A 12995-nucleotide genomic window follows, 5' to 3' on the forward strand; every position below is an offset into this window, starting at 1 on the left:
TAATACACACGTTATGATATATTCGATGACAGGTTACGGAAAATCTGTTTTGCAATTGCCCACCAAAAAAGTGACGATAGAGCTGAAATCACTTAATAGTAAAAGCTTAGATTTAAATGCTCGAATGCCTTCCATTTATAGAGAAAAGGAGCTTGCTATTAGAAAATTGCTTGCCGATAATTTAGAACGTGGTAAAATAGATTTTTCTATTTATGTGGAAGCGACTGCAGAAGACACCTCAACACAAATTAACACGCCTGTTGTTAAACAATATATCGAGCAATTACGACAAGTAGTTAGTGGAAATGATATTGAATTGCTTAAAATGGCGGTACGTTTTCCAGATGCTTTAAACACGGTGCGTGAAGAAATTGACGAAAACGAGTGGCAAATTATAGCTGTTGAAATTAACAAAGCCATAGACGATTTAAACAACCACAGGTTGGATGAAGGCAAAGTTTTAGAGCAGGATTTTAATAAACGCGTGACTATTATTGATGATTTGTTAGACCAAGTTATTGCCATGGACCCCGACCGTATTGTTGGTGTGCGCGAACGATTGCTGAAAGGTGTTGAAGAACTTAAAGATAAATACGACGAAAACCGTTTTGAACAGGAATTGGTGTATTACATTGAAAAATTTGACATTACCGAAGAAAAAGTACGTTTAAAAAACCATTTGAATTATTTTATTGAATGTATAAATTCCAAAGATTCCAACGGAAAAAAACTTGGATTTATAAGTCAGGAAATGGGACGCGAAATAAACACCATTGGTTCTAAAAGTAATTATGCGCCTATGCAACAATTGGTGGTGCAAATGAAAGATGAACTGGAAAAAATTAAGGAACAATTATTGAATGTGCTTTAAAAAGCTTTATGCTATAGGTATGTACTTAGTTTAGAGCTTACAGCCTAAAGCATATAACAAAAAACAAATATTCGTGATAAAAGAAAATACCTCAAAAAAAGGAAAGCTTATTGTGTTTTCGGCTCCATCAGGGTCGGGAAAAACAACTATTGTTAGGCATTTATTAGGTTTAAAAAATTTAAACTTAGAGTTCTCCATTTCGGCAACTTCCAGAGAAAAACGCGGTACCGAAGTAGATGGCAAAGACTACTACTTTTTATCGTTGGAAGCGTTTAAAAATAACATTAAAAACGATGCTTTTTTAGAATGGGAAGAAGTATATAGGGATAACTTTTATGGTACGTTGAAAACCGAGGTGGAACGCATTTGGGCCATGGGCAAAAACGTTATATTTGATATTGATGTATCGGGCGGACTGCGTATTAAACGTAAATTCCCTGAAGAAACACTGGCTATTTTTGTAAAACCACCAAGTATTGACGAGTTGAAAATCAGACTTAAAAATCGTAAAACTGAAACTGAAGACAAAATAAATATGCGTGTTGCCAAAGCATCGGCTGAGTTAGCAACCGCACCACTTTTTGATGTTATTGTGGTGAACGACGATTTGAAAAAAGCACTGGTTGAGGCCGAAAAATTGGTAAGCAATTTTGTAAAATAAAGTATTTTAAAAACAATATTTATTTAAATATTAAACGAAAGGACCATATCCCCTCGATCGGAGTCAAAAGGTCTATAAATATCTAAAATTACAAAGGTCTCGACTGCGCTCGACCTGACAATAGTTAGTTGAACTTATTTTAAATTATAATCATTTTTCATGAAAATCGGATTGTATTTTGGCTCTTTCAACCCCATACACATTGGGCATTTGGTTATTGCAAACCACTTTGCCGAATACAGTAATTTAAATGAAGTTTGGTTTGTAGTAACACCACATAACCCGTTTAAAAAGAAAAGCAGTTTGCTGGATAATTTCCAACGTTTGGAAATGGTGTACCGTGCCACTAAAGACTACACTAAACTAAAACCCTGCGATATAGAGTTTAGCTTACCGCAACCCAATTACACCATAAATACCCTTGTTTATTTACAAGAAAAATACCCTGATTACGAGTTTTCCTTAATTATGGGTGAAGACAATTTAAAGAGTTTCCACAAGTGGAAAAACTACGAGGTTATTTTAGAAAACCACTATATTTATGTGTACCCCAGAGTTTCAAAAGAAAAAATTGAAACCCAATTTGATGGGCATAAAAAAATTCATCATATTAATGCGCCTATTATGGAACTCTCTTCAACCCATATTCGCAACGCCATAAAAAAAGGAAAAAATGTTAAACCCATGCTGCCAGAACACGTTTGGGAGTATATGGATGAGATGAATTTTTACAAGTAAACGTCACTTTGTTTTGTCGGAAAAATTATCTAAATTCGTTTGGAGCAGATAAAGTTTATTGGAATTGAACTTTATATTTGCTTTTAAATAAGCTTAAATAAATATATGAACTTCATTAAAAAAATTTTCGGAATAAAGAAAACCGAGGAAGAAGAATACTCTGGTAATTTTATCGTGGCAACTTTGAATGATAAAATAATGCCACTAGACAGAGGGGAAATTTATGAAGACCCGTTAGAAGAATTTCTTCAGTCAAATGGAATTGGAGAAGTAACCGGCGGCGGAACCATGCAATTGAAAACTGGAGAATTGGAATATTGCGATTTAGAAATTAAACTAAATTCAAACGAAATTAATGAAAATGATATTCAGTTAATAATTAAAAAACTGGAGGAACTTGGAGCACCAAAAGGTTCAAAATTGACAATAGAAAAGACGAATCAAAAAATAGAATTCGGACAAAAAGAAGGATTGGGAATTTATATTGATGGTGTAAATTTAGACCCTGAAGTATATAAAAATTCTGATATTAATTTTGTGATTTCAGAAATAAAAAGATTGACAAATGACAATTCTGAAATTACAAAATACTGGGAAGGAGGAAATGAAACTGCTCTTTATTATTATTCTGAATCTTTTACCGAAATGAAAAAATCAATTCAGGAATTTGTAGATTCTTATCCACTATGCGAAGGAGCTAGAATTGAACAAATAGCATAATAGCAATTTTCCATATCCACGAATTAAAGGAATACTTTAAAAAAAAAACCGCCCAAAGCATAAATCTTCAAGCGGTTTTAAACTAAATAAAACTAACTTTAATTAACTTATAGTATCTATATTATTACCAAGGTTGCGGTAATTTATTTTTTCGTTCGGGTTTGTACCATTCAGGTATTCTTCAATATTTGTATAGCCATCGCCATCAGTATCAAGAGCACCATCTGATGCATTTTTAGGATTAAACTTGTTCTTCATTTCCCATTCATCTGGCATTCCATCGCCGTCTGTATCAACAGGTACAGAAGAAGGGACATAAGTCAATATAGGATAACCTCCAACTTCCGAAATATCTTTAATAATACCCGTCCCGGTGATAGGTTTTCCTGTACGAACCATGTTGGCAACTCGCTTATCTACAGCATCTCGCTTTGGTAATGTAGCACCTGCTTTTGCCAGTACAGATTCAAAAGCAACCTCAGCGGTGTCATGTGGTGAAACTGGCCAGCCTACAAACGGCGTATTCACGCGTGCAATTTCCTCTGGACCTCGCATACCAGCCCAATTGTTATTAATAAGTTCTTCATTTCCATCCATAATATTTCCTGCAACATACCATTTGCCCGGTCTACTTTTAGCCTTTGGGTACCAATCTCCTTCAGCCCACGCACTTCCCGGTGAATACATGCTACGTTGCTCTATCCGTGCAAAAACAGCACGCATGTTTTCATTGGTTGCTGGACCAGGTTTATAGTAATTGTTGATGACGTTTATTTGAGAACTTTCGTCGCCACCATCCATCGTACGATGGCGCCAGTTGTAGATGACATTATTACGAAAATCAAAGTCGCCAGACATACCTATAGACGGGTTTCTAGCCGTATTGCAGGCAAAAAGGTTATGATGAAATGTAGAAGGATTGCCCCCCCAAGTACCACCAAAAGCATGACCTTTAGCATCGAGTGCTTCACTAGAAATGGTCCATTGAATGGTAATATTCTGTGCAGGGTCTTTAATTTCAGTACTGCCGTCAAGTGAAGGTCTCATGTGGCGGTATAGCGAAATGTTTTCGTCCATTCCCCAACTTGTAGAACAATGGTCGATGATGATGTGATGATCTGGATTTCCACCAATATTATCGTCCCCTTGTCCGCCTATAGGAACACCCCGACGCACACGAATATGGCGCACAATAACATTGTATGTATTAATATTTAAGGTTCCTGCTATACAAATACCATCACCTGGTGCCGACTGACCAGCAATGGTTATGTCTGGATGATTGATATTGAGGTCACTTTCTGTTTTAATTGTCCCCGCTACGCGGAATACAACAATACGAGAGCCTTTTGCTTCAAGTGCCACACGTAAGCTGCCCTCACCACTATCGTTAAGATTTGTTACTGCCATAACTTTTCCACCTCGCCCACCTGTTGTAAACATGCCTCCGCCCCATGCACCAGGAAATGCAGGGATTACACCTTCTGGTAATCTTGGTGGATGTGGGGGAATCTGACCTAGTTCAGGTTGTTCTTTAGAAACACTCGCGTTTTGTGCATTGGAGCTCAATACTGTGCAAAGAAGGGCGAAAATAAGTAAACTTGTACTAATTATTTTATTGATTTTCATTATACTTTTTTAATTTATTATTTCAATAGTTTTCAAGATAACCTTAAAAGGATACTGCTAATATGGTTATTATATCAATAACAAATTGCTTTTTTTGAACGGCGACCAATTATATTAAACTTTTAAACAGGTTAACAAACAATTACTAATAAAAGAAACCGCTCAAAGAATAAATCTTTAAACGGTTTCTAAACTAAATAACCAACCAAACTTTTATAAAACCCTGGTGTTTTCTCTTGGGTTTTCTACTTTATCTTTTCTGTACTTACGCAATTTTTCCGTAGTTGTGGTTTTTCCTTTTGTATTTGTGGTTTTCATAAATTGAATGTAGCCTCTTCCCACAAACTCATAAGCGGTTCCCGATGCAGGGTGATACAATTCTATCTTACTATCATTTATAACGCTCAATTCGAAATATTCATTGTCGAAATAATCATAATCTAATGTTAAAGTTTTTAGCTTGTTATTACCAGTTACATTTCCAACACCATACACACCAGTATAATCCCAATACAGGTTATTTGAACTGGTACCATTAGCATCTTGAGAGCTTCTAAACTCTGAGTCGTTTCCGCCAGATAAAAACTGTAAAAAGATTTCGTTATCAAACTCGTTTATAGCACCGTAATCACTGGTATATACTTTTTCCCAAGCATTATATTCTTGCAAGAAATAATGAATATTATCATAGAAAACAAAGTCGTAATCAAAATTGCTACGTTGGTAACCATCTAAAAAGTAAGACGTATCGTTATTGGGGTTATAAAGCTCGATGGTATTATTGTCAATTTGATAAATATCAAAAGTTTCAAAGCCATCTATAACATGAAACACATCTAAAATCATATCATACGCATCATACGTACCAACTTTTATCCCAAACCCGTTACCTGTATTACCAAGACCCACTATATTATTATTAGCGTAAACACCCCCATTTCTAAATGACATGGTAAAGGCTTTTTGCAAAAAAGGTGTTTCGCCATAACCTTTAGTGGCATTAATATCTACATACCACAATTCGTACGAACCCAATAATTGGTTTAAAGATATTTGTGGGGTAGGGTTGTAATCATCTACAATAACTTCTGTATAACAAGAAGTAAATAGAGTGGCTGTTAAAGCAAATGTAAAAAGTAATTTTATAGTCTTCATAATCAATCGTTTTTAGTATTTATACTTTTATGGTTTTCAAAACGCGTGCCAAAAAAAATTAGCCACAGTTTTGAATTGCAGTTGCCGTACATTCAGTATGGCATTATTAGCATTTATTTATAGGGCTTTGTTCCCAATATGGAAAAATATTTTACGTATTTTTGAAATATAAACAACGAAACTATATATGAACAAACCTTTAAAATACGCGGTTTTTGGTGCAGGAAGTTGGGCAACAGCTATTGTGAAAATGCTTTGTGAAAATTTAGATGAAGTAGGCTGGTATATGCGTAGTGTTTACACCAAAGAACATTTATTAAGAGAGTACCACAACCCCAATTATTTAAGTTCGGTTGAGTTTCATATAGACCAACTAAAACTAAGCAACAATATTAATGAAATTGCCAATTATGCCGATGTTTTAATATTTGCTATTCCTTCAGCATTTATTCACGCCGAACTAGAAAAATTAAATATTGATATCTCTAATAAAATAGTTGTTTCGGCAGTTAAAGGTATTTTACCAGAATCTGGTTTATTATTAGGCGAACATTTTCATGAAGCTTATAAAGTCCCATATAATAATATTGCGGTTATTGCCGGTCCTTGCCATGCCGAAGAGGTTGCTTTAGAGCGTTTATCGTACTTAACCATTTCGTGTTCCGATGCTAAAAAAGCACAAACTATTGCCAATAGTTTATCGAGCGATTATATAAAAACTAAAATTAGCGACGACATTATTGGAGTTGAATACGCTGTAATGCTTAAAAATATTTATGCTATTGCTGCGGGTATTGCTCATGGATTGGGTTATGGCGATAATTTTCAAAGTGTGCTTATGAGCAACTCCATTCGGGAAATGAAACGTTTTATTAAGAAAATGCATAAAATGAAACGTAACATTAATAATTCGGCATATCTGGGCGATTTATTAGTAACGGGTTATTCGGTATTTTCAAGAAACCGCATGTTTGGAAACATGATTGGAAAAGGCTACACCGTAAAATCTGCACAAATGGAAATGAGTATGGTTGCCGAAGGCTATTACGCCACCAAAAGTGCCCAATTACTAAACGAAAAAAACAAAAAGAAAACACGATTACCTATAATAAATGCGGTTTACGAAATACTTTACGAAGGTAAAGACCCTAAAAAAACCTTTAAAAAGTTAACTGAGAAGTTGGATTAATAATGCTACTTTAATTCCTTGCCTTGGCTAAGGGAAGGTGGATTTCATTTTTTATAAAAATGAAAGACGGAAGGGCTTTACTTTACCAAAACACCTTTAGCATCCATTAAAGGAATAGCCTGTAATGCCTTTAAATTAATAGTGTTTTTTCTAAACAAATAGGTTTTATCAAACATAGCGTTCCCTTCAAAAAAAGACACCTTAAACGTGTTGTTTAATGCAAACAACTCTTCTTGCATTAACTCTATTTTGGCATAACTTTTTTTAGGAAGTGTATCTAATTTCTTTCTAAAAGTCGACGTTATTTTTTTTTCGGAATAACCTGTGGTAACAATAAGAACCATTTCTAAATCAATGTCTTTATCATTAATTATATAGGCGTTCCAATCTTGGGTTTTGTAAATGGCGTTATACTCGTTTACAATCGCTACGTAAACACCTTCAACTTTTGGGATATGGATATCTTTTTTCAATACTATAGTGCAGACTTAAACTGTTCTAAAAACCGAACATCATTTTCGCTTAACAAACGAATATCATTTATTTGGTGAAGCAACATGGCTATACGATCTATTCCCACACCAAAAGCAAAACCAGAGTATTCTTTGGAATCTATTTTACAGTTTTCTAAAACATTAGGATCTACCATTCCACAACCACCTATTTCTAACCAACCGGTACCTTTGGTAATGCGATAATCAGATTCTGTTTCTAATCCCCAATACACATCAATCTCCGCACTTGGCTCTGTAAATGGAAAGTAAGATGGACGCAAACGTATCTTAGATTTTCCAAACATTTGGGTGGTGAAATATTGAAGAGTTTGTTTTAAATCGGCAAAACTAACGTCTTTATCAATATACAAACCTTCTAATTGATGGAAAAAACAATGCGAACGTGCCGATATAGCTTCGTTTCTATATACTCTCCCCGGTGAAATAGTACGAATAGGAGGTTGGTTATTTTCCATATAACGCACTTGTACCGAACTGGTGTGGGTACGCAATAAAATATCTGGATTTGTTTGAATAAAAAACGTATCCTGCATATCACGTGCTGGATGGTATTCTGGCAAGTTTAGTGCTGTAAAATTATGCCAATCATCCTCTATTTCAGGGCCTTCACTTACATTAAAACCAATGTTAGAAAATATATCGATTATTTGATTTTTTACTATGGAAATTGGGTGACGGGCACCTATTTGAACAGGACTTCCTGGGCGCGATAAATCGCCATAAATGCCTTTTACTTCTTCTTTGCTTTCAAGCTCTTCTTTTAAGGCATTTACTTTCTCTTCTGCTACTTTTTTAAGGGTATTTATGGTTTGACCAAATTCCTTTTTTTGGTCATTGGCTACGTTTTTAAACTCGGCAAAAAAATCGTTTAGCAATCCCTTTTTTCCTAAGTATTTTATTCTGAAACCTTCTACTTCTTCTTTGGTTTGTGCTTTAAAGGCTTCGGCTTCGGCAATAAGTTCTTTTATCTTGTCTATCATAACTTCCCTAAAATGTTGGCAAATTTACTACTTTTTGTGATAAGTGCGTTAGCGATTGTAGCAGAAATCCTTTTTTGCCATTTAAAACAAAAAAGATTGTAGCCTTTTCGACTTCGATCAAAATAAACTTCAAGCCCGACCTCCCGTCCCGATAGCTATTGGGAGTAGTAACGCCCATAGACTAATTTATATACTCGGTATCTAAAAAATAGTTTACAATAGCTTCTTTCATTAAAATACTTTGCTCGCCCGCTTTTAAATGTGGTAATTCTTCTAGGGTTTTGTAATGTGGCCACCCTTCGGCATCGACAAAATCGAGTTGGTAATAGCCATACGGCGTTAGCAACTTGCAAATGGCAATATGCATTAAATCGAGTTTATGGTCTTTTTTAAATTCTCTGTCTAACTGACCTAATTCTTGCACACCTATTAAATATATAATAGCATCGAGGTCGAGCATATCGCCATCGGCAAATTGATTGGATAGTTTTTTTACTACCAATTCCCAGCGTTCTTTTAATTGTTCGTCTCTAGACATTTGTCGAGTGGAAAGTTTAATGTTTGAAGCTGCAAAGTTAGTAAACCTATATGTCTCTATATAGCTTCTCTGTTTAAAAAATTATATATTTACAAAAACCGTTTTATGAATGCCTTAGATATTGTTTTATTAGCCTTTTTAATTCTTGGATTGGCAAGGGGTTTTTGGCGTGGATTTTTTGTTGAAATAGCCTCGTTAGTGGCTTTGGTGGCTGGTGTTTATGGTGCGTTTCATTTTAGTGATTTTGCTTCTGAATTTTTAAAAGAAAAAGTTGATTGGAACGAAAACACCATAAATATTGTAGCTTTTTTTGGCACATTGATTCTTATAATTTTAGCTATAGCCTTAGCTGGAAAAGCCTTAACAAAAATTGCCGATTTTGCTGCACTTGGACTGGTTAATAAAGGGTTGGGTGCGCTGTTTGGCGGATTGAAAATTGCTGTAATTTTAAGTGCTCTTCTTATTATTTTTGAAAAAATGAACAGAACGATTCCTTTTACTGCCGAAAAAGACAAAGAAGCTTCGACACTTTATAGCCCGTTAAAATCTATTATTCCTCTAATTTTCCCTAGTTTAATTGTGAATGGAAAACCTATTGCCGATGACGTGGAAGATGGAGTTATAAAAAATAAATCATAAAGATTTTTTGTAATGAATAATTTATCTAATCTAAATGATAAATCTCTCGAATACTTTCAAGAATATTTTCAAAATCTATTTTTAAGTCTATCAGTTCGCCTGTATGTATATTGAACACCCAACCGTGTACTTTTAATCCACACTCTCTGGCTGCTTTTTGAACTGCTGCCGTTTTAATAAGGTTAACGCATTGCTCTTGTACATTAAGTTCAACAAGGCGTTCATATTTTTTTTCTTCGTCGCTAATAGCGTTCAACTCGGATTTATGAATACGGTACACATCACGAATGTTACGCAACCATGGGTTTAAGATGCCCAAATCAGCCGACTGCATTGCCGCTTTTACACCACCACAAGCATAATGCCCACAAACCACAACATGATTTACTTTTAAATGTTCTACCGCATAATTAACTACAGACATTACATTTAAATCGATACTAATTACCATGTTGGCAATGTTACGATGCACAAAAACATCTCCAGGACCCAAGCCCATTAATTCTTCGGCGGTAACACGACTGTCTGAACACCCAATAAATAATAATTCGGGACTCTGACCTTCACCTAAATTTTCAAAATAATTTGCTTCGGCATCTAACTTCTCTTTAATCCATTTTTTATTATTCTGAAATACTTTATCTAGGTTCATAGTAAAATAATTTTTTGATAGTAGCCTATTTTGAATTTACGGTTTTTAAATTACGATTAACGAATAAAAACAGCATCAGTTTAATTGTTTTTAAAAAAAAATTGTGATTCGTAATTCAAAAATTGGAACTTTTTTAATTAAAGTGCTTTAATATCTTCTGAAGAAACCCATCCTGTTTTACCATCTTGAAGTTTGATTTTTCTCCAATTAGAAACGGTATCTAATACCTGTACTTTAGTGCCTTCGTGCAACCTAAACGACTCGTCGCTTCTGTTATTCGGTGCGTTTTTTACCAAAGTTTCTTTTGCGAATACAATTGCTGGCTTGTCTTTTTTATCTAAATTAAATTTATGGAAAGCAAACAATAAGGCAATACACATAACAGCCAAAGAGGTTAAACTACCTAAAAAAGCAAGGCGTTTTCTTAATGATGAAAAGGAAAAATAGTATACCAAAAATAAAATTACAAAACAAAATACAAAGCCTATAGAAACTTTTGCCCACCCATCAAAAGTCATGCTGTTAGTGGCGTTATTCAATATTTTAGACAACCCTGCTTCTGGAACTACATCAATGGCATCAATGGTCATGTTTTGTGCAAAAGCTAAATTATTTTGTATCTCTTCATCATTAGGTGCTAACTGTAACGCCTTTTCGTAATAATAAATACTTGGTGCAATATTGTTTAATTTATAATGGGCATTCCCTAAATTAAAATACAGTTCTGCCGAGTGGTTTTTAGTATCTAAAATAGTTTTATACTTATCGATAGCTTCACCATATTTTCCAGCGTTATATAAGGCATTGGCCTGCTCGAAAATGACTTCGTTTTGGGCAAATAAAACAAAGCTGAACAAAAACGATAGTATGTAAAATAGCTTTTTCATCTTAACGTGCTTGTTTATCAATTAATGAAATGGTTTTAGCTGCTTTATCATAATCTTCTTGCATGGCTACAATGTCTATTGGTGTGTAACGTGCCAATTCGCAGCTTTCTAAAATACTAATGAAATCTTTAACCACCGCTGCATCTACTTGCTTTTCGATAAGTAAGGTGTCTATTCGTTCTTTACTTAATTCGTAGGTTTCAATATGTAATTTCGCTTTTAAATAATTATGTAGTGCTTTTTCCAAAGCTATGTAAAACTCTTCTTTTTTACCAAGCGATTTTTTAGCACTGCTCAAGTATTTTCTAGCTAATTTATCGGCTTTTCTAATTTTATTTCCATACACATCGGCATCTCTTGTTGCCTTTTTGTTTCTTATAACAATAGCTAACGGAATAGCTAAAAAAGGCAGCAATAACAAGCTCCAAAAAACTGTTGTTTTAAAAAACACCGAATTATTTACACTTACAAAATTGGTGCTTGTTTTAATATATGCAAACTGATCTTTATTAAGTACAACAGTTTGTTTACCATTACTAGTAGCAGCTGAACTATTAGCATTGGCATTGTTTATTGGACCAGCTAAAACATCTAAAATAATTTCGTTGGATGTTAAACGCTTATAACTTTCAGTTTTTAAATCGAAATACGAAAAAGAAATACTTGGTATGGGGTATTTGCCTTTATATTGAGGTACGATGGTATAACTGTCAGAAATAGTTCCCTGCATACCTGATAGACTTGTATTGACCTCTTCTTTATGCTCAGGCTCATAAACCTCTAAAGAGCTTGGTAACGACACTTTAGGCAGTTTAAAAAGCTTTAAATTTCCGTTTCCACTAACAGCTACTTTTAATTCCAAAGATTCGGAAGCATCTAAGCTAGTTTTTGAAGGTAAAACTTCAAAACTAAAATTACCAACGGCTCCAGAAAAATCTAAAGGTTTTCCTTCTTCTGGCAATGTCTTAACTGTAATAGTGCTATTACCAGCAGAGACAACTTTGTTTGTACGCGTCATTAAAAGACTTCCAAAAATATCACGTCTGTTTGTAGGCACGCGTAAAGCAATGTCTAAACTTAAAGGTTCAATATCAAGCTTCCCTGTTTTTTGAGGGTATAGCACGACTTTCTTTAAAACTAAAAAGCGGTAATCTTCTCCTTTAAAGGTCCCGTTTTGTACTTTTTGACCTTGTGTGTTGATATTTTGACTCCAAAAATCGTTGTAACGTGGACTATCAATTTCATTCCAATTATCAACGGCAATGGTTGGAGACACGTACAGTTTGTAAACCACAGTAATCGCTTCGTTTAAATACGGATTGGTTTTTGAAATTTCAGCCACCAAATGAATATTCTCTGAAGCTATATAGTCTGGATTATTTGGGTCTTTTGGTATTTCTACAGCGGCAGTTACTTCAACGGTAATAGGCACTGTTTTATAAGTTTCTCCCCCAATATTAATAGTTGCCTGAGCAATGGTAAAATTACCTCGGCCTTTAGGCGCTAAGAAATAACTGTATGTTTTTTTAAAACTTCTAACTCCATTTATCCATGAATTACTTACCGATTGATTGGGACCACCAACTACGGTGAAATTGGAAAAATCTGGCGGATTAAAATTATCGCCATCTTGATTCATTTCAAAATCGATACGTAAACGCTCATTAACACCAAGCTTTTGTTTGCTCACTTTGGCATCAAACTTAACTTGAGCAGAAGCCATACTTGTAACAAGTATGAATAATAGTATGTATGTGTGTTTTATAAATTTCATATGACTAACGAACAACGATTAACGATTTTGAAACTATTTAGGTCAAA

Annotated in this window: 14 protein-coding genes; 6 read left to right on the forward strand and 8 right to left on the reverse strand. The window is 34.5% G+C overall.

Translation table 11 applies throughout. The features are described from left to right. Positions 1-13 precede the first annotated feature (13 nt). From VP395_RS07765 to VP395_RS07780, 4 genes are all read left to right on the forward strand, one after another. The gene (locus VP395_RS07765; protein ID WP_346241229.1) at positions 14-871 is read left to right on the forward strand and encodes a YicC/YloC family endoribonuclease; all 858 of its coding nucleotides are present in this window, start codon (positions 14-16) and stop codon (positions 869-871) included. A gap of 73 nt (positions 872-944) precedes the next feature. Continuing rightward, positions 945-1532: a guanylate kinase gene (gmk, locus tag VP395_RS07770; protein WP_379884246.1), complete on the forward strand. Its 588-nt coding sequence runs from the start codon at positions 945-947 to the stop codon at positions 1530-1532. Between the two features lie 159 nt (positions 1533-1691). Next, on the forward strand, positions 1692-2270 hold the full coding sequence (nadD, locus tag VP395_RS07775) for a nicotinate (nicotinamide) nucleotide adenylyltransferase (protein WP_346241230.1): 579 nt from the start codon (positions 1692-1694) through the stop codon (positions 2268-2270). A 105-nt stretch (positions 2271-2375) separates the two neighbouring features. Continuing rightward, the gene (locus VP395_RS07780) at positions 2376-2990 is read left to right on the forward strand and encodes a hypothetical protein (protein ID WP_346241232.1); all 615 of its coding nucleotides are present in this window, start codon (positions 2376-2378) and stop codon (positions 2988-2990) included. Positions 2991-3092: 102 nt separating this feature from the next. Here VP395_RS07780 and VP395_RS07785 read toward each other — a convergent pair whose 3' ends face one another. Both VP395_RS07785 and VP395_RS07790 read right to left on the reverse strand, forming a co-directional pair. Beyond that, complete coding sequence (locus VP395_RS07785; protein ID WP_346241234.1) at positions 3093-4619, reverse strand: polysaccharide lyase; 1527 nt, start codon at positions 4617-4619, stop codon at positions 3093-3095. A 213-nt stretch (positions 4620-4832) separates the two neighbouring features. Continuing rightward, complete coding sequence (locus VP395_RS07790; protein ID WP_346241235.1) at positions 4833-5774, reverse strand: nicotinic acid mononucleotide adenyltransferase; 942 nt, start codon at positions 5772-5774, stop codon at positions 4833-4835. A 187-nt stretch (positions 5775-5961) separates the two neighbouring features. On the opposite strand from VP395_RS07790, the gene VP395_RS07795 reads away from it, so the two are divergent. Then, the gene (locus tag VP395_RS07795; protein ID WP_346241237.1) at positions 5962-6963 is read left to right on the forward strand and encodes an NAD(P)H-dependent glycerol-3-phosphate dehydrogenase; all 1002 of its coding nucleotides are present in this window, start codon (positions 5962-5964) and stop codon (positions 6961-6963) included. A gap of 77 nt (positions 6964-7040) precedes the next feature. On the opposite strand, the gene VP395_RS07800 is transcribed toward VP395_RS07795, so the two are convergent. The 3 genes from VP395_RS07800 to VP395_RS07810 all read right to left on the reverse strand — a co-directional run bounded on the left by VP395_RS07800 (position 7041) and on the right by VP395_RS07810 (position 8996). Continuing rightward, complete coding sequence (locus VP395_RS07800) at positions 7041-7436, reverse strand: hypothetical protein (RefSeq protein ID WP_346241239.1); 396 nt, start codon at positions 7434-7436, stop codon at positions 7041-7043. Positions 7437-7438: 2 nt separating this feature from the next. Then, a complete protein-coding gene (gene pheS, locus VP395_RS07805; protein WP_346241241.1) occupies positions 7439-8458 on the reverse strand; it encodes a phenylalanine--tRNA ligase subunit alpha in 1020 nt (339 codons plus the stop codon). 181 nt (positions 8459-8639) lie between these two features. Next, positions 8640-8996 (reverse strand): hypothetical protein, encoded by a 357-nt coding sequence (locus VP395_RS07810; RefSeq protein WP_346241243.1) that lies wholly within the window; start codon positions 8994-8996, stop codon positions 8640-8642. Positions 8997-9101: 105 nt separating this feature from the next. Here VP395_RS07810 and VP395_RS07815 point away from each other — a divergent pair, with 105 nt between their 5' ends. Next, positions 9102-9635: a CvpA family protein gene (locus VP395_RS07815; RefSeq protein ID WP_346241245.1), complete on the forward strand. Its 534-nt coding sequence runs from the start codon at positions 9102-9104 to the stop codon at positions 9633-9635. A 25-nt stretch (positions 9636-9660) separates the two neighbouring features. Here the strand turns inward: VP395_RS07815 and VP395_RS07820 are convergent, their stop codons facing one another. From VP395_RS07820 to VP395_RS07830, 3 genes are all read right to left on the reverse strand, one after another. Further along, positions 9661-10287: a carbonic anhydrase gene (locus VP395_RS07820; RefSeq protein WP_346241247.1), complete on the reverse strand. Its 627-nt coding sequence runs from the start codon at positions 10285-10287 to the stop codon at positions 9661-9663. 137 nt (positions 10288-10424) lie between these two features. Further along, a complete protein-coding gene (locus VP395_RS07825) occupies positions 10425-11174 on the reverse strand; it encodes an SH3 domain-containing protein (protein WP_346241248.1) in 750 nt (249 codons plus the stop codon). Between the two features lies 1 nt (position 11175). After that, positions 11176-12948: a BatD family protein gene (locus VP395_RS07830; RefSeq protein ID WP_346241249.1), complete on the reverse strand. Its 1773-nt coding sequence runs from the start codon at positions 12946-12948 to the stop codon at positions 11176-11178. Positions 12949-12995 lie beyond the last annotated feature (47 nt).

The organism is Mariniflexile soesokkakense, assembly GCF_039650365.1.
GTDB classification, from domain to species: domain Bacteria; phylum Bacteroidota; class Bacteroidia; order Flavobacteriales; family Flavobacteriaceae; genus Mariniflexile; species Mariniflexile soesokkakense.

Excerpts from the sequence above, each read along its gene's own strand:
- VP395_RS07815 (WP_346241245.1), top strand. The coding sequence starts at position 9,102 with ATGAATGCCTTAGATATTGTTTTATTAGCCTTTTTAATTCTTGGATTG.
- VP395_RS07820 (WP_346241247.1), bottom strand. The coding sequence starts at position 10,287 with ATGAACCTAGATAAAGTATTTCAGAATAATAAAAAATGGATTAAAGAG.
- nadD (WP_346241230.1), top strand. The coding sequence starts at position 1,692 with ATGAAAATCGGATTGTATTTTGGCTCTTTCAACCCCATACACATTGGG.
- VP395_RS07825 (WP_346241248.1), bottom strand. The coding sequence starts at position 11,174 with ATGAAAAAGCTATTTTACATACTATCGTTTTTGTTCAGCTTTGTTTTA.
- VP395_RS07780 (WP_346241232.1), top strand. The coding sequence starts at position 2,376 with ATGAACTTCATTAAAAAAATTTTCGGAATAAAGAAAACCGAGGAAGAA.
- VP395_RS07810 (WP_346241243.1), bottom strand. The coding sequence starts at position 8,996 with ATGTCTAGAGACGAACAATTAAAAGAACGCTGGGAATTGGTAGTAAAA.
- VP395_RS07790 (WP_346241235.1), bottom strand. The coding sequence starts at position 5,774 with ATGAAGACTATAAAATTACTTTTTACATTTGCTTTAACAGCCACTCTA.
- VP395_RS07785 (WP_346241234.1), bottom strand. The coding sequence starts at position 4,619 with ATGAAAATCAATAAAATAATTAGTACAAGTTTACTTATTTTCGCCCTT.
- pheS (WP_346241241.1), bottom strand. The coding sequence starts at position 8,458 with ATGATAGACAAGATAAAAGAACTTATTGCCGAAGCCGAAGCCTTTAAA.
- VP395_RS07765 (WP_346241229.1), top strand. The coding sequence starts at position 14 with ATGATATATTCGATGACAGGTTACGGAAAATCTGTTTTGCAATTGCCC.
- VP395_RS07830 (WP_346241249.1), bottom strand. The coding sequence starts at position 12,948 with ATGAAATTTATAAAACACACATACATACTATTATTCATACTTGTTACA.
- VP395_RS07795 (WP_346241237.1), top strand. The coding sequence starts at position 5,962 with ATGAACAAACCTTTAAAATACGCGGTTTTTGGTGCAGGAAGTTGGGCA.